This is a genomic window from Aurantiacibacter sp. KMU-128 (genome assembly GCF_056933515.1).
The window spans coordinates 2,332,771-2,348,444 of record NZ_JBXORT010000001.1; the positions used below are offsets into that span (position 1 = coordinate 2,332,771).

Sequence of the window (15,674 nt, forward strand, 5' to 3'; positions counted from 1 at the left end):
AAACGGTGATGGCGGGCGAGAGTCAAGCGATAGTACGCGATGTTACATCTTGGGGCGCATTTCGGCCATTTTCGCAAAGCGCCCTAATCGATCTCGATACCCTTCTCGCGCGCCCATTCCTGCATCGTCTGACGCATATTTTCCGGCGGGTTGAGCAACCAGCCGCGCATCGCCTGGCCGATTTCCTTGGTATCGACCTTGCGCACCAGTTCCTTGATTTGCCCGACAGCGGCAGGCGTGATCGACAGGCGACGGATGCCGAGGCCGATCAGCGCCAGCGCCTCCAGCCGCCGACCGCCCATTTCCCCGCACACGCCGAGGCTCACCGGTGTGCCGGCGCAGGTCTTTACCACCCGGTCAAGAAAGCGCAGGATCGACGGGCTGAGCCAGTCATAGCGTTCCGCCAGCGCCGGATTGGCGCGGTCAGCGGCGAACAGGAATTGCGTCAGATCATTGGTGCCGATGGACACAAAGGAAATGCGCGGCAGCAGCAGATCGAGCGTTTCCGCCAGCGACGGCACTTCCAGCATCACGCCGTAATTGATCGCGGTGGGCAGCTGGTGCTTCCTCGCCTTCAGCCATTCGCGCTGGGCTTCGAACACGGCCTTGGCAGCATCAAACTCCCACGGTTCGGACACCATCGGGAACATGACGTTCAGTTCGCGCCCTGCCGCGCCATCAAGCAGCGCGCGCGCCTGCGTTTTCATCAGCCCTTCGCGTTCCAGCGCGAGGCGCAATGCGCGCCAGCCCATCGCGGGGTTCTCGTCTTCCTGCGCGGTGGTGTTGGAAAGATAGGGCAGCGATTTGTCGCCGCCGATATCGACCGTGCGGAAAATCACCTTCTTGCCCTTCGCGCCTTCGAGCACGTCGCGGTAAAGCCGTTCCTGCCGCTCGCGCTGCGGCAGGGTGGCGGAAACGAGAAACTGGAACTCGGTGCGATAAAGACCGATCCCGTCGGCCCCCGTCATCGCCAGCATCGCCACATCGTCGCGCAGGCCGGCATTCATCATCACTTCGATCCGCTCGCCATCGCGGGTGAAGGGCTCGACATCGCGCAGCTTGGCGTAAGCGGCCTTCTTCTCGCGGCTCTGCGCGAAGCGGGCTTCGAAGGCGGAGAGCACGCCTTGCCCGGGGCGCAGCGTGACCGTCGCCTTGTCGCCATCGACCAGCACGGTATCGCCTTCACGCACCTGACCCCGCAGGTTGCGGAGGCGGCCGACCACCGGAATGCCCATCGCCCGCGCCACGATGACGACGTGCGCTGTGAGCGAGCCTTCTTCCAGCACCACGCCTTTCAAGCGGCGCTTGTCATATTCGAGCAGTTCCGCCGGGCCGAGGTTCTTGGCGACGAGGATCGTGTCTTTCGACAGGCCCTTCTGCGCCGCTGTTCCCAGCTGGCCGGAAACGATGCGGATCAGCCGGTTCGCGAGATCCTCCAGATCGTGCATCCGGTCTTGCAGCAGCGGATCGGAAATCTCGCGCATCCGCATCCGCGTGCGTTGCTGCACGCGCTCGATCGCGGCTTCGGCGGTGAGGCCGGAATCGATCGCTTCGTTGATGCGGCGGCTCCAGCCTTCATCGTAGGCGAACATCTTATAGGTTTCGAGCACCTGCACGTGTTCGCCGCCCATGCCGAACTCGGCCTGGCTGGTCATCGCGTCGATCTGTTCGCGCATCCGGTCAAACGCGAGATAGACGCGCTGGCGCTCGGCCTCGGTATCCTCGGCCACGGTCTGCTCGATCTGCACGCGCGGCTGGTGGAACACGGCTTCACCGATGGCGAGGCCTTTGACCAGCTGCATCCCCTCGCTCACCAGCTGGCCGGTGACCATCTCTGCAGTGCCGCCCAGCGTCTCGCCATCGACCAGCCCGGCATTGTTGATGAGTTCGGCCAGCACCATGGCCACCGTCTGCAAGGCCTCGATCTCGACCTCTTCATAGCGGCGCGGCTCGACGTGCTGGACGGTCAGCACCCCGATCGCGCGCTCGCGCCGGACGATGGGAACGCCGGCGAAGGAATGGAACTTCTCTTCGCCGGTTTCGGGGCGGTACTGGAATTCGGGATGGGTCGCGGCCTGATCGAGGTTCAGCGTTTCGATATTCTGCGCGATGGTGCCGGTCAGCCCCTCGCCCACGCCCAGCCGGGTGACGTGCACCGCCGCCTGGTTCAGCCCGCGCGTGGCGAACAGTTCCAGCATCCTGTCGCGCAGCAGGTAGATCGAGCAGACTTCACTATCGAGCGCGTCGCCGATCACGTCGACCACCTGGTTCAGCTTGGCCTGCGCGTGGGTACGCGCCGCCATCACTTCGTGCAGCGTGGTGAGGATCGAACGGGCGGCAGAGGCGGCAGACATTATCTACCGCCTAAACCACCAATCGTTTCTGGTAAATTGCCCTGGCACTGCCAGTGCATATTTTCCCGGATCAATGATGCGCGATTTCTTCCTTGATGCGCAGCTTTTGCTTCTTGAGCAGCTGGATTTTCGCGGCATCCGGGGCGGGACGGGACATTTCTTCCTTCAGTCGGCTTTCCAGACCCTGGTGTTTGGCCTGTAGTGCGCTGACGTGCGAAGATTCCATAGGTTCGTCTCCTTTGCCGTACAGGGCGGACCATCCGCCCTTTGGGGGGAACGGCCACGCAGGCATGACGACCGGCGAGGCCGCGTGCTGCGGACGACTCGCCAGGCGGCGAGCGCCGCAGAGTTGTCATCAAACCATAATATTCTTAATTGTCCAATGCCGCTGTCGATGAATCGCCCTTAACCTTCGCCATCCTGCGAACGGGCAAACGGGTAGCGGGGGCGAAGAGGGAATTGCACGCGTGACCGAAGACGAAATGCGCAAGCGGCTCGCCGCGCTCAAGACCGAGCACCGCGATCTCGATGTCGCCATCGCCGCGCTGGAGGCAACCGGCGGGCCGGACCAGTTGCAGGTCGCACGGTTGAAGAAGCGCAAGCTCGCGCTGCGTGACCAGATGATGCTCATCGAAGATTATCTGACGCCCGACATTATCGCCTGACGCGCCCCGCCCCTGCTGCACTGCAAATCGTCTTGCTCTGAAACAGTCCACAATTGGTGCGGACAAGTGTCCTTAACGCTCTGGCCTGCGCGCGCGCCGGGGAGTAGCCCTTGGTGCGAGAGGAACGTCATTCACGTATAACTGCGCCCTTATGTCACTGCCTGCCAACATCACCGCCGCGATTGTCGATGCCCTGTATGAGGACGCGCTTGCCCTGAGCGAGGAGGCGCGCGCGGTGTTTGACGAGCAGTATCAGGCGCCGAGCCGGTTCCAGCCGGAACCGGAACTCCGCATCGCCATGTCGTGCGAGGCCTTGCGCACGACGACGCGGCTGATGCACGCGCTGGCGTGGCTGCTGAACCAGAAGGCCTATTTGAATGGCGAGATGAGCGAGTTCCAGCTGCGCCGCCATGGCCGCCTGCCCCCCGCCGAACCCGCGAGCGATCCCGGGCAATTGGCGCTGCTCGATCCGCGCACCCGCGACCTGATCGACCGCAGCCGCGCTTTCTACGCCCGCGTCGCCCGCATCGACACCGCGTGGCGCAAACATTTCGCCATGCAGCCCGCCGCGATCCACCGTTTGAGAGACCGGCTGGGGCAAGCCTACGCGGTGCATTAGTTGGGAGTGAGTAGGCAGTAGGCAGTAGGCAGTAGTGGCTTTCACCCACAACCGTTCGTGCTGAGCCTGTCGAAGCACGCTGGCAAATTATCAGATGTCCGACTGCCCTGAGCCTGTCGGAAGCGCAGCTGGCCAAAGGCCTACGGCTGCACTTCCGACAGGCTCAGGACGAACGGCTTTCTGATCCTACTACCTACTACCTACTGCCTACCGCCTACTACCTACTGCCTACTGCCTACTCACTACTGCCTCAAAACAGCCCCTACCGCCGCGTCCCACCGCCGCAAGCGCTCTTCGCGCTCGCTTGCAGCCATTCCCGGCACAAACGCTTGCGCCTTGCCCGTCATCGCTGCGGCGGCATCCTGCAAAGAGCCGTGCCAGCCGCAGCCGACACTTGCTAGCATCGCTGCGCCCAGCGCGGTCGTCTCGACGAAATCGGGGCGGATCACGGTCACGCCGAGCAGATCGGCAATGTCCTGCGCCATCCAGCTGTTCGCGGCCATGCCGCCATCGATCTTGAGCGCGGTAGGCCGCGCCCCGTCAGCGGCAAAGGCTTTCGCAAGATCATAGGTCTGGTGCGCCATCGCTTCCAAGGCAGCGCGGGCGATATGCGCGCGGCCGGTGTCAAAGCCCAGCCCGCTGATACTGCCGCGCGCCTCGGGCTGCCAATGCGGTGCGCCAAGCCCGGAGAGAGCGGGCACGATCACCACGCCGCCATTGTCGGGGATCGAGCGCGCCAGCTCCTCCGACTGCGCCGCGTCGTCAAGCAAGCCCAGCGTATCGCGCAGATATTTGATAAGGCTGCCCGCCACAAACACCGCGCCTTCCACCGCGTAATGCCGCTCACCGTTTAGCTGGTAGAGCACTGTGCCCAGCAATCGATGCTGCGAAGAAGGCAGGTTCGTGCCGGTGTTCGACAAGACAAAAGCGCCGGTGCCATAGGTCGCCTTGGTCTCTCCGGGCGATAGACAGCCCTGCCCGATTGTTGCCGCCTGCTGGTCTCCCGCCATGCCGCAGATCGGGATCGGCGCGCCGAACAGGTCGGGATGCGTGGTGCCGAGCGCTCCGGCGCAATCGACGATTGCTGGCAAAGCGGATTGCGGCACGCCAATCAGCGCGCACAGATCATTGTCCCAGTCCGCGCCATCCAGCGCCATCAGCAGCGTGCGGCTGGCATTGCTGGCATCGGTGATATGCGTGTTGCCGCCGGTCAGTTTCCAGGTGAGCCAGCTTTCCACCGTCCCCAGCGCCAGCCGCCCGCCCTTTGCCGCCGCGGCCACGTCGGGCACATTATCGAGCAGCCAGCGCATTTTGGTGCCGGAGAAATAGGGATCGAGCAGCAGACCGGTTTTCGCCTGCACCGTTGCCTCATGCCCCGCCGCCTTCAACTCCGCACAAAATTCCGACGTGCGGCGATCCTGCCAGACGATCGCTTTGGCGAGCGGTTCGCCCCGTGCCTTGTCCCACGCCACCACGGTCTCGCGCTGGTTGGTGATGCCGATGGCGGCCACGTGCTCCGGCCCGCCCGCCTGCGCGACCATAGCGCGCGCGCAGGCCAGCGTCTTTTCCCAGATTTCGCCGGCATCATGCTCGACCCAGCCCGATTGCGGATAGAACTGCGTCAGCTCTTCCTGCGCCACACCGCGCAGGCTTCCATCCTGCGCAAACAGCATGGCGCGCGTGCTGGTGGTTCCCTCGTCAAGAACAAGGATCAACGGCTCGGTCATTGGCATTCCCCTCTTCGCCCGCCATATGGCCGAGATGGCAAGTCCAGAGCAAGACCCCAGAGACCCCGCGAGCTGGCCCACCGGCTTGTGCGAGCAGTTGGAGCCACTGGTGGCGCGCGTGCTTGCGCCCAATCCCTCGCCCTTCACCTATACCGGCACGCAGACCTATCTGGTGGGGACGGAGAGGCTCGCGGTGATCGATCCCGGCCCGGACGAGCCCGCGCATATCGACGCGCTGCTGGCGGGCATTGGCGGGCGCGAGGTCGTCGCCATCATGTGCACCCACACCCACCGCGACCATTCGCCCGCCGCCGCGCCGCTCGCCAAGGCCACCGGTGCGCCGGTAATCGGCTGCGCGTCATTGGTGATCGAGAGCAACGAGCCGCGCATGGATGCCGCCTTCGACCGCGACTATGCGCCCAACTGCGTACTGGAAGATGGCGAGGCAGTGGCAGGCCCGGACTGGACTTTGCGCGCCGTCGCCACGCCCGGGCACACTTCCAACCACCTCTGCTTTGCGCTCGAAGAAAGCGGCGCGCTGTTTACCGGCGATCATGTGATGGGCTGGTCGACCAGCGTGGTCGTTCCGCCCGATGGCGATATGGGCGATTACCTCGCCAGTCTGGCGCTGCTGTATGACCGGGCGGACAGCGTCTATTATCCGGCGCACGGCCCGGCGGTGGAGAAACCCCGCCAGCTGGTGCGCGGCATGATCGGCCACCGCCGCGCGCGCGAGCGGCAGATCGGCAAACTGCTGGGCGAGCAAGCGCAAGCCATCAGCGATCTGGTTCCGGTCATGTATAAGGGCGTGGACGAGCGCCTCTGGCCCGCTGCGGGCATGAGCGTGAAGGCGCATCTCATCGATATGGAACAGCGCGGGCTGGTCAGCCGTTCAGGGGATATATGGACAGCGATACACGAAACCGAACCGACAGCCTGATTGTGGAACCGCGCGCCGCCGGAACGCTGGCAGCGCGCCCGACGGGCATCACCCCATGGGTCGTCATCGCGCTGATGGCGGCCGCCTTGGCGTGGCTGGCATGGGAGAAATGGGGGCCGCAGGAACGGGGCGATATCGTCGCCACGTCGATGCTCGCCTTCGAAAAGCAGAATTCGCTTACTGTGTTTTCCAGCCGCTTTGATGTGGTGGCGGAAAGCACCTCCACCCCCAGCATCGGCCCCGTCGAGCTGGGCGTGCTCGAATCACGGCAGGCGATGATTGTGCCCGCGACGGTGGAATACCGGCTCGATCTGTCGGGCATGGATACGGGCGATTTCCGCTGGGACGAGGCCAGCCAAGTACTCGAAGTCGAGCTGCCCGAACTCACCGTCTCCACCCCTAATCTGAACGAGGCGCAGGCGCGCTTCTTCACCGATGGCGTATGGGTCAGCCGCGATGCATCTACACTGCTCATCCGCTCCAACTCGCAAATCGCCGAACGGCGCGCGCGCGAGTTTGCGAGCAACCCCGAAATCATGGGCCTCGCCCGAACCGCCGCGCGCGAGGCGGTGACACAGAACCTCGCCATTCCCTTGCAAGTTGCCGGCTTTGGCGATGTTACGGTGCGCGTGCGATTTGCCGATGAATAACCCCGTTTGGCAACAAGACTTGGAAAATCGCCACGAACGGGCATAGTCGCCGCCGGGGATCGCGCTGTTTGAGGGGGGAACGCACATGGCTTCATCGCCAGCACAGCAATTCGTCAAGGAAAACGGCTTCTACAGGCGCGTCGGCCTTGGGCTAGCGGGGTTTGCCATAGCCGCTTTCGCCATCGTCAACATCGGCGGATACACCAATATTTTCGCGATGCCGCGCGCCACCCATATTCACGCCTTTGTGATGGTTGCATGGGTCGCCTTGTTCGCGGTGCAGAACATTCTGGGGGCGGGCGCAAATATCGCCTTGCATCGCAAGCTCGGCTGGGCGGGGCTGGTATTGGCAACCGCCGTCGTCATCACCGGGCTCGGCACACAATTGGCGACCCTGTCGGCTGGGCGTGTGCCGCCGATCTTCGATCCGGGCTATTTCCTCGCGCTGGGATTTGTGAACATGACGCTGTTTGCCGCGTTCATCACGGCTGCGATCATCAATCGCAAGCGCACCGACTGGCACCGGCGGCTGATGCTGGGCAGTTTCGTCGTTTTCCTCGAACCCGTGCTGGGCCGCGCCATGCTGATTGTCACCTCGCTGGCCGGAATGGATAACAGCCCCGGCGCCACGCCGCCGCCGGTAGTCGTCGAAATGCTGCGCTTCGTGCCGCATCTGCTGATCGTCGGCGCGATTGTGCTGCGCGACCGCACCATTCGCGGAAGCGTGCATCCGGCGCTGTGGTGGGTGCTGGCGTCCGTGCTCGTCAGCTATGGCGCGACCAATCTCCTCGGCTATTCCGCACCGTTCCAGGAACTGGCGGCATCGCTGGTTCCATAACAACACGCGCAGAGAGCGGAACCCGCTCGCATCCTGCCCCGTTGTGATTATATGCTAGGCAAATCAAAATGAGACGGGGCCAGACATGACCAAACAGACCGCCATTCCCACAGGGATCGACCTGCGCGAAGAAATCGACCGCCTGCGCAAGGAGCGCAATGCGGTGATCCTTGCGCATTATTACCAGAAGCCCGAATTGCAGGATCTGGCCGATTTCGTCGGGGACTCGCTTGAACTTTCCAAAAAGGCGGCGGAGACGCAGGCCGATGTCATCGCCTTTTGCGGCGTCAAATTCATGGCCGAGACGGCGAAAATCCTCTCGCCCGAGAAGATCGTGGTGCTGCCCGACATGGATGCCGGATGTTCGCTGGAGGACTCCTGCCCGCCAGAGAAATTCGCCGCCTTCCGCGAACGCCATCCCGATCACATCGCGCTCACCTACATCAATTGCTCGACCGAGGTGAAGGCGCTGTCGGACATCATCGTCACCTCTTCCAGCGCGGAGACGATCCTGTCGCAAATTCCGGCAGACCAGAAGATCATTTTCGGGCCGGACCGGCACTTGGGCGGCTATCTCAACCGCAAATTCAACCGCGAAATGCTGCTTTGGCCGGGCGTGTGCATCGTGCACGAGGCGTTTAGCGAGCGCGAGCTTTTGAAGCTCAAAGCCGAGCATCCCGAAGCCCCCATCGCCGCGCACCCCGAATGTCCGCCGCACATTATCGACCACGCCGATTATGTCGGCTCGACCAGCGGCATTCTCAATTTCGCCAAGACCTTCGATGGCGACACGCTGATCGTCGCGACCGAGCCGCATATCATCCACCAGATGGAAAAGGCACTGCCGGAGAAAACCTTCCTTGGCGCACCGGGCGCAGACGGCAACTGCAACTGCAATATCTGCCCCTATATGGCGCTCAACAATCTGGAGAAGCTGTATCTGTGCCTGCGCGATCTGGAGCCACGCATCGAGATCGAGGAACAGCTGCGGCTCGACGCCAAGAAGAGCCTCGACAAGATGCTGGAGATGGCGGCGGGGACAATCGGCAAGGGTGATCTGGGGCGGGGTTGATGCTGCGCTTAGCTCTTGCGGCCTTGGCCTTCGCGCTTCCAGTGTCGGCTGCAGCGCAGGATCACACCTATGCCGTCGGACAAGTCTGGGAATACGAAGAAGCCCCCGGCGATGAGGGCTCGTTAATCAAGATCCAACAAATCGAGACAATCGGTCCGCCAGACGACCCCTTTCTCGTCTATCATATCTCAATCATCGGTCTTGATTTTTCCGACTTTGGTATCCCGGGCGAGGTGCAACATGTGCCCGTCTCTGTTGGTTCTCTGGACATGAGCGTGACACTGCAACACACTGGCGACGCAACGTTCCCGGATCATTCCGAAGGTGTTCGAATGTGGCGCGAAGCAAACGGCGGCGTATTTACAATCTCTCTCGCTGAGATCGTCGGCATCGTGAGAGAGCAAATCGGACCGCAAATGCAACGTCAGACGAAATCCATCAAATGACCACCAACCTCAAATTCGCACTGCGCCGCCTCACGGCCAATTACTGGTTCTACCCGGCGCTGTTTTCGCTCGGTGCGGCGGGGTTGGCGTTCGCTATGATCTATGTCGACCGCTCGGGGGCGGCTTCGGTGCTCAACGGGCTCGACTGGTTCACGCCCGCGCGGCCCAAGGGTGCGGCGGATATGTTGACGGTGATGGCGGGCAGCATGATCGGGGTGGCGGCGACCGTGTTCTCCATCACCATCGCGGCAGTCGCCTATGCCAGCGGCAATTACGGCCCGCGCCTGCTGACCAATTTCATGGAGGATCGCGGCAACCAGTTGAGCCTTGCCACCTTCATCGCCAGCTTCGTTTACGCGCTGATCGTACTGCGTGCGGTGCGGGCGGAGGATGAAACTCCTGCCGCCGCCGCTGCGACCGCGCTCCCCGGTTTCACCCCGCAGCTCTCGCTGCTGGTCGCCTACATCCTGATGGCGCTGTGCGTCGCGGTGCTCGTCTATTTCCTCAACCACATCCCCTCCTCGATCCGCATCAGCAAGGTGCTGGAGGACATTGGCGACCGGCTGCTCGGCGCGATTCGTGAAACCTATCCGGTGGAGGACGATCTGGGCGAAGCGCGCGAGCCTGTGGGCGGCACCGACGTGCTCTCCGAGGGCACCGGCTATGTGCAATTCATCGATTTCGAGGAATTGGAGAAATGCGCCCGCGCGCAGGGCTTTACCATTTCGCTGATGATCCGCACCGGCGATTTCGTTCACCGCGATTTGACGCTGATGCAGGTGGCGGGCGGTGATCCTGAGGATTTCGCGGACGGCTTGCGCGCCTGCTTCACGCTGGGTGCCAACCGCACGCCGAGCCAGGACCCGCAATTCCTGATCGACCAGCTGGTCGAAATCGGGCTGCGCGCGCTTTCGCCGGGGATCAACGATCCCTTCACCGCAATCACCGCCCTGCACTGGCTTGGCGCGGCGACGGCGGAAATCGGGCGGCGCGATTTGCACAAGGATATTTGCCGGAGCGATGCCGAGGATTGCCCCGTCATCCCGCGCGCCGATGACTTTTCGCATTATGTCGAGCGCGGCTTCGGCTCGATCCGCAGCGCTGTGGCGACCAGTCCCAACGCCGCGCGCATCATGCTCGAAGCGATCGAAAACGCCGCCTCGCCCATCCCCCACGCCAAGCGCAAGCAGGTGCTGCGCAAGGAAGGCGAGGCTTTGGTGGAGCAGGCACGGATCGCGCTGTCCGGCCCCGATCTCGAAAAGGTCGAAAGCCGCTACACCGAATTTGCCGCCAAATTCGACGCTAAGCCTGTGCGGGCGGCTTAGCATCAAGCACTTTCGGCTGCGCCATCCGCGCCAGTACAAGCGCGCTTCCGACCAGCGCAATGCCGAGGAAATCGAGCGGGACGAGCACTTCGCCAAAGCGCCACCAGCCAACCACCGCCGCGACCGCAGGCTGGGTGAGCAGGGCGATCCCGATAATCAGCGGCGAGAAGTGGCGCAGCGCGTAAACCAGCAATCCCTGCCCCACAATCTGGCTGGAGAAGGCCAGGATCACCACCGGCGTCCAGTCGGTCGGCATGATCGTCTCACCCAAAGCCAGCGCGGTGGCGAGCAGCACCAGCGCGCTCGTCATCCCCGCCCATGTGAGCACCGCCCAGCCGCCCATCACCTTGCGCGCATCCTGGGCGGTGAGGAGGTATCCGGCATAGAGCAACCCTGCGAGCAGGCAGAACAGATCGCCGATGAAATTGCTCTGCGATATCTCCAGCGAACGGCCGAGCAGGATCGCCGCGCCGGTCAGCGCGGCCAAGATCGCGGGCCATTCGCGACCATGCGGCAGGCGGCGCAGCGCGATGAAGGCCCAGCACATAAGCACAACGCTGCCTGCATTGCCGAACAAGACCGCGTTCGCCAGCCGCGTCTCGCCAATGCCGAGGTGCCAGCTGGCAATGTCGAAGCCGAAAAACACGCCCCCCGCCAGCGCGAGGCCGATTATGCGGGGGCTGTGGCCGCTAAGTGCTTGGCGGTTTGCCAGCGCGATCAGCGCCAGAAATGGCAGCGCCAGCGCCACCCGCCAGAATCCCGCCGCAACGGGCCCGGTATCCGCCAGCCGCACCAGCCAGGGGCCAAGCGCCAGCGCGGCATTGCCCGCCAGCAGCGCCAGCATGGGCAGGGCTTTTCCCCTATCTGTGTCATGCGCAGTCACCACGCCGCTCTAGCGCGTGTGCCGCCTTGGCTATAGAGCCGCCCACAAAACACTTGCGGAGAATGCGATGCCGATACGGTCGTGGTTGTTTGTGCCAGGGGATAGCGAGCGCAAGCTGGCGAAAGCACCCCATAGCGGCGCGGATGTGGTGATCGTCGATCTGGAAGATGCCGTCGCGCCCGACGCGAAAGAGGCCGCGCGCGGTCTCGCGTGTGAATGGCTAAGCGAACGCACTGCCGAAAGTAGCACCGCTGCGTCTCCGCAATACTGGGTGCGCATCAACCCGCTCGATACCCCGCTATGGCAGTTCGATGTCGAGGCGGTTCTGCCCGCCAAGCCCGCCGGGATTGTGGTGCCCAAGGCCGCCGGGCCGTTGCAATTGCAGCGACTGACGCAAATTCTCTACGAACTGGAGCCGCGCAACGGGATCGTGCCGGGTGCTACCAGAGTGTTGCCGCTGGTGAGCGAGACCGCGCAAGCCGCAAACGGCATTGCCGCCTATGGCCGACCCAAGAACCGGAGTGCACGGCTGCTGGGGCTGACCTGGGGCGCAGAGGACCTCTCCGCCGCCATCGGCGCGTCGCGCAAGCGCGATATGCACGGCCAGTGGACCGACCTTTTCCGCATGGTGCGCGCGCAGACCCTGCTGGCGGCACACGCGGCGGGGGTGGCTGCAATCGACACGCTGCACGCCGATTTCCGCGATATTGCCGGGCTGCGCCGCACCGCGCGCGACGGCTTTGCCGACGGTTTTGCCGGAATGCTGGCGATCCACCCGGCGCAGGTGCCGATCATCAACGAATGCTTCACCCCCACGTCCGAGCAGATCGCGGAAGCGCGGGCGATTGTCGAACTGTTCGAAAGCAATCCGGGTGTCGGTGCGTTGCAGCTGGACGGACGGATGGTCGACCAGCCGCATTTCGTGCAGGCGCAGAAGCTGCTGGCGAGTGTGGAGTAAGATTCTCCCCTCCCCTTGGGGAGGGGCTGGGGGTGGGGGTTCCACGCCAATTTGATTCCGAACCCCCATCCCAACCGTTGGCGCTGCGCGCCGTCTGCGACTCCCCCAAGGGGAAGGGCTTATTCGGTACCCTCACCCGCATCAGGCTCTGCAACTTCAGCATCGGGCACCGGCTCCACCGCCGGTTGCGAGGTCTGCGTGGGCGCTGGCGCGGCGCTCCCGGTCGCTGCACCCGCATCGCCGCTTGCCGGCTCGGGATCGGCTTGCGGCGCTTGTGATCGCACCTGGTCAAGCGGCAGCATCGCATCGCTGATCGTGCCTTCGAGCACTTCGCCGCTTTCTTCCGCCTCGCCCGTCTGCTCCGCGGGCGCGGTTTCGCCATTGCATCCGGCCAGCAGCAGCGCGGCAGGCAGCGCCAGCGAAACAATGGTGGCGGTTCTCGTCATGCTGCAAACCCTCTATGGCGTGTCGATCGCGGCGAGGAAATCGCCCGCGCGGGCGAGCAATGCCTCATCCCATGCCTCCGGCGCAACGGGTTTTCCCAAGGCTACCATGCTTGTCACGCCATATTCGGCAATGCCGCACGGCACGATACCCGAAAAATGCGCAAGGTCGGGCGAAAGGTTGACCGCGAAACCGTGCATCGTCACCCAGCGCCGCACACGCACGCCGATGGCGCCGATCTTTGCCTCCGCCCCGCTCGCATCGCGCGTCCAGATACCGATCCGTTCGGGCACGGCAAAGGCCTCCACGCCGAAATCGCCAAGCGTCGCGATCACCCAGTCTTCCAATGCATGGACAAAGCCGCGCACATCCTTCTGTCGCCGCGCGAGATCGAGCAGCACATAGCACACGCGCTGTCCCGGCCCGTGATAGGTGTAACGCCCGCCGCGCCCCGTCTCGACCACATCGAAACGCGGATCGACCAGTTCGGCCACATCCGCGCTGGTGCCTGCCGTGTAGACTGGCGGATGTTCGAGCAGCCAGACCAGTTCCGTCGCCTCGCCCGCCGCAATCGCGGTGTTGCGCGCCTCCTGTTCGGCCAGCGCCGTGCGATAGTCGGTCAGGCCGGAGGAACGCCGCCACTCTATGCCATCGGGCAGCAGCAGCGGGGGATCGGATAGCGGGGTCATCTTCGTCATGGGCCGATTAGCATTGCGTGGGCGGGGTCGCCGCGACTATCAGGGCCTATAGCCAATTTGCGAGGGAAAACCGAATGTCGAAATCGCTGGATCTGGGCAAGGCGTGGGAAAGCGCAGTCGCCATGCTGGGCGCGAACAAGGATGTGATCCTGATTGTCGCGGCGGTGTTCTTTTTCCTGCCCAACGCGATATCGGGCGTCGCCATCCCCGCACCGGCGGAAATCACTGCCATCATGGAGTCGGGCAATCCTGATCCGCAGGCGTTGACCAATGCGCTCTCGGCCTATCTCGGCGGCGTGTGGTGGATTTATGCGCTGGTAGCGGTGGTCTCGGGCATCGGCACGCTCAGCCTGCTCGCGCTGCTGACCAATAGCCGCCGCCCGACCGTGGGCGAAGCGATCGGCATCGGTCTCAACAGCGTGCTGACCTATATCGCGGCGCAATTGCTGGCGTTGCTGGCGGCTTTGACCGTGATATTCCTGCCCGCCGCGCTGGGCTTCATGATCGCGCCGGCGCTCGCCATCCTGTTCTATCTCGTCGGCCTGGTTGTGGCGGTGTATCTCTACATCAAGTTCTCGCTCGCCTCGCCGATTATCGCCATCGAAGGCGTGCGCAATCCGCTCACCGCACTGGGCCGCTCGTGGCGGCTGACCAAGGGCAATTCGTTCCGGATATTCGCGTTCTATCTGCTGCTCGGGCTAGCCATCGTAGTGCTGACGCTGCTGGTCAGTCTGGTGCTGGGCGTATTCTCGCTGTTCGGCAGTCAGATCGGCCTGTTTGCCGGAGCAATCGGCGGGGCATTGTTCGGAATGCTGACCACCAGCGTAATGGTAGCGGTTATGGCCGCCGTGCACCGCCAGTTGAGCGATGCACCTGCGGTGAGTGTGGGGGATACGTTTGAATAGAGGGAGGATCAGTCGGCCCGTTCAGGCCGTCTGCCAGCCCCAGGCAAGGATGCAGGGCGGGATGTTCCACCAGACATAACCGGTTTCCACCTTGGGGAAGACTTCTGCCGTCAGATCCCGCGCCGCGCCTTTGAACTGGTAGGTCATGAAGGCGCCGCCTTTGCGGATCACCCGTCCGGTGGCGGCGACAATCGCCTCGCCCACGCCTTCGGGCAGCGTGGAGAAGGGCAGGCCGGAGAGGACATAGTCGGCTTTCTCGTGGCCGATCATCCGGACGATGTCCTCCACATCCTCGGCGGAACCAAGCACGGCATGGAAGCGGCTGTCGCGGATTGTCTTTTTCAGATAGTCGATAAACAGCGGGTTGGTGTCGATCACCAGCAGCTCGCCATCACGAGGGAGCCGGTCGAGGATCGGCTGGCAGAAGGTACCGACGCCGGGGCCGTATTCGACAAACAGTTTGGTATTCGCCCAATCGACCGGTGCGAGCATCGCATTGATCGTCGCGCGCGAGGATGGAATGACCGATCCGACCATGCGCGGTTCGTCGATGAAGCCTTTGAGGAAGACACCGGCCGGGCCGAGAAACCGCTTGATCCGGGTGCCGAGGCCGACGCGCTGTTTGCGCGCGAAGTCATTGCTGCTCATCGCTAAAATCGAACCCTTTGCAATTTGTAACTCATGCGTTCGCATTGTGCCGCGACGAATGCAAGCCGCGAGGCGCGCGGTTAGAGGATTTCCTCGACCCGCTCCTTGGGACGGCACAGGCGCACACCCTTGGCGGTTTCCACCAGCGGGCGTTCGATAAGGATCGGCTCCGCCGCCATTGCGTCGAGCACGGTGTCGTCATCGGCGTCGGGCAGGCCGCGCGCCACCGCATCGGTGCCGCGCAGGCGCAGCCCTTGCGCTGGCGCCATCCCGGCATCGGCGAAGAGCTGGGCCAGCTTGTCGCGGCTTGGCGGGCTCTTGAGATATTCGATCACTTCGACCTCCACCCCTTCGCGTTCCTGCAGGATCGCCAGCGTGTTGCGCGAGGTGCCGCATTTCGGATTGTGCCAGATCGTTGCTTTCACGAGTTTTGCGCTCCTCTTCCGCGACCGGAGATGTAAACCGGATAGTGGCCCAAATACCTAGGTGCGAAAAATTCTGC

Annotated in this window: 18 protein-coding genes; 10 read left to right on the forward strand and 8 right to left on the reverse strand. The window is 63.5% G+C overall.

Annotated features, from left to right (window positions below; genetic code table 11):
* Positions 1-83: 83 nt before the first annotated feature.
* A complete protein-coding gene (ptsP, locus tag ACS0VV_RS11360) occupies positions 84-2,354 on the reverse strand; it encodes a phosphoenolpyruvate--protein phosphotransferase (protein WP_483532812.1) in 2,271 nt (756 codons plus the stop codon).
* Between the two features lie 70 nt (positions 2,355-2,424).
* The gene (locus ACS0VV_RS11365; protein WP_483532813.1) at positions 2,425-2,580 is read right to left on the reverse strand and encodes a YdcH family protein; all 156 of its coding nucleotides are present in this window, start codon (positions 2,578-2,580) and stop codon (positions 2,425-2,427) included.
* A 241-nt stretch (positions 2,581-2,821) separates the two neighbouring features.
* Between ACS0VV_RS11365 and ACS0VV_RS11370 the strand changes: the two genes are divergently transcribed.
* Together ACS0VV_RS11370 and ACS0VV_RS11375 are read left to right on the forward strand one after the other, a co-directional pair.
* Positions 2,822-3,019 (forward strand): YdcH family protein, encoded by a 198-nt coding sequence (locus ACS0VV_RS11370; RefSeq protein ID WP_483532814.1) that lies wholly within the window; start codon positions 2,822-2,824, stop codon positions 3,017-3,019.
* 151 nt (positions 3,020-3,170) lie between these two features.
* Positions 3,171-3,638: a DUF1465 family protein gene (locus ACS0VV_RS11375; protein WP_483532815.1), complete on the forward strand. Its 468-nt coding sequence runs from the start codon at positions 3,171-3,173 to the stop codon at positions 3,636-3,638.
* A gap of 242 nt (positions 3,639-3,880) precedes the next feature.
* Here ACS0VV_RS11375 and glpK read toward each other — a convergent pair whose 3' ends face one another.
* On the reverse strand, positions 3,881-5,365 hold the full coding sequence (glpK, locus tag ACS0VV_RS11380) for a glycerol kinase GlpK (protein WP_483532816.1): 1,485 nt from the start codon (positions 5,363-5,365) through the stop codon (positions 3,881-3,883).
* Between the two features lie 34 nt (positions 5,366-5,399).
* On the opposite strand from glpK, the gene ACS0VV_RS11385 reads away from it, so the two are divergent.
* The 6 genes from ACS0VV_RS11385 to ACS0VV_RS11410 all read left to right on the forward strand — a co-directional run bounded on the left by ACS0VV_RS11385 (position 5,400) and on the right by ACS0VV_RS11410 (position 10,636).
* Complete coding sequence (locus ACS0VV_RS11385) at positions 5,400-6,305, forward strand: MBL fold metallo-hydrolase (protein ID WP_483532817.1); 906 nt, start codon at positions 5,400-5,402, stop codon at positions 6,303-6,305.
* Between the two features lie 2 nt (positions 6,306-6,307).
* Positions 6,308-6,955: a DUF4230 domain-containing protein gene (locus tag ACS0VV_RS11390; RefSeq protein WP_483532818.1), complete on the forward strand. Its 648-nt coding sequence runs from the start codon at positions 6,308-6,310 to the stop codon at positions 6,953-6,955.
* Positions 6,956-7,040: 85 nt separating this feature from the next.
* Complete coding sequence (locus tag ACS0VV_RS11395; RefSeq protein WP_483532819.1) at positions 7,041-7,793, forward strand: hypothetical protein; 753 nt, start codon at positions 7,041-7,043, stop codon at positions 7,791-7,793.
* Positions 7,794-7,878: 85 nt separating this feature from the next.
* Complete coding sequence (gene nadA, locus ACS0VV_RS11400) at positions 7,879-8,865, forward strand: quinolinate synthase NadA (protein WP_483532820.1); 987 nt, start codon at positions 7,879-7,881, stop codon at positions 8,863-8,865.
* Positions 8,865-9,311 (forward strand): hypothetical protein, encoded by a 447-nt coding sequence (locus ACS0VV_RS11405; protein ID WP_483532821.1) that lies wholly within the window; start codon positions 8,865-8,867, stop codon positions 9,309-9,311. Before nadA ends, ACS0VV_RS11405 begins: the two co-directional genes overlap by 1 nt.
* Complete coding sequence (locus tag ACS0VV_RS11410; protein WP_483532822.1) at positions 9,308-10,636, forward strand: DUF2254 domain-containing protein; 1,329 nt, start codon at positions 9,308-9,310, stop codon at positions 10,634-10,636. The genes ACS0VV_RS11405 and ACS0VV_RS11410 overlap by 4 nt, the downstream gene beginning before the upstream one ends.
* Here ACS0VV_RS11410 and ACS0VV_RS11415 read toward each other — a convergent pair.
* Entirely contained in the window at positions 10,614-11,480 is an 867-nt protein-coding gene (locus ACS0VV_RS11415) for a DMT family transporter (protein ID WP_483532823.1), read from the reverse strand. The two genes, ACS0VV_RS11410 and ACS0VV_RS11415, sit on opposite strands and share 23 nt — an antisense overlap.
* A 106-nt stretch (positions 11,481-11,586) precedes the next feature.
* On the opposite strand from ACS0VV_RS11415, the gene ACS0VV_RS11420 reads away from it, so the two are divergent.
* Entirely contained in the window at positions 11,587-12,477 is an 891-nt protein-coding gene (locus ACS0VV_RS11420; protein ID WP_483532824.1) for an HpcH/HpaI aldolase/citrate lyase family protein, read from the forward strand.
* Between the two features lie 119 nt (positions 12,478-12,596).
* On the opposite strand, the gene ACS0VV_RS11425 is transcribed toward ACS0VV_RS11420, so the two are convergent.
* Both ACS0VV_RS11425 and lipB read right to left on the reverse strand, forming a co-directional pair.
* Complete coding sequence (locus ACS0VV_RS11425) at positions 12,597-12,923, reverse strand: hypothetical protein (protein WP_483532825.1); 327 nt, start codon at positions 12,921-12,923, stop codon at positions 12,597-12,599.
* A gap of 12 nt (positions 12,924-12,935) precedes the next feature.
* Entirely contained in the window at positions 12,936-13,619 is a 684-nt protein-coding gene (lipB, locus tag ACS0VV_RS11430) for a lipoyl(octanoyl) transferase LipB (RefSeq protein ID WP_483532826.1), read from the reverse strand.
* A 74-nt stretch (positions 13,620-13,693) separates the two neighbouring features.
* Between lipB and ACS0VV_RS11435 the strand changes: the two genes are divergently transcribed.
* Positions 13,694-14,524, forward strand: a complete 831-nt coding sequence (locus tag ACS0VV_RS11435; protein ID WP_483532827.1) for a glycerophosphoryl diester phosphodiesterase membrane domain-containing protein — start codon at positions 13,694-13,696, stop codon at positions 14,522-14,524.
* A 21-nt stretch (positions 14,525-14,545) separates the two neighbouring features.
* Here ACS0VV_RS11435 and ACS0VV_RS11440 read toward each other — a convergent pair whose 3' ends face one another.
* Both ACS0VV_RS11440 and arsC read right to left on the reverse strand, forming a co-directional pair.
* On the reverse strand, positions 14,546-15,172 hold the full coding sequence (locus tag ACS0VV_RS11440; protein WP_483532828.1) for a class I SAM-dependent methyltransferase: 627 nt from the start codon (positions 15,170-15,172) through the stop codon (positions 14,546-14,548).
* Positions 15,173-15,252: 80 nt separating this feature from the next.
* Complete coding sequence (arsC, locus tag ACS0VV_RS11445) at positions 15,253-15,597, reverse strand: arsenate reductase (glutaredoxin) (RefSeq protein WP_483532829.1); 345 nt, start codon at positions 15,595-15,597, stop codon at positions 15,253-15,255.
* Positions 15,598-15,674 lie beyond the last annotated feature (77 nt).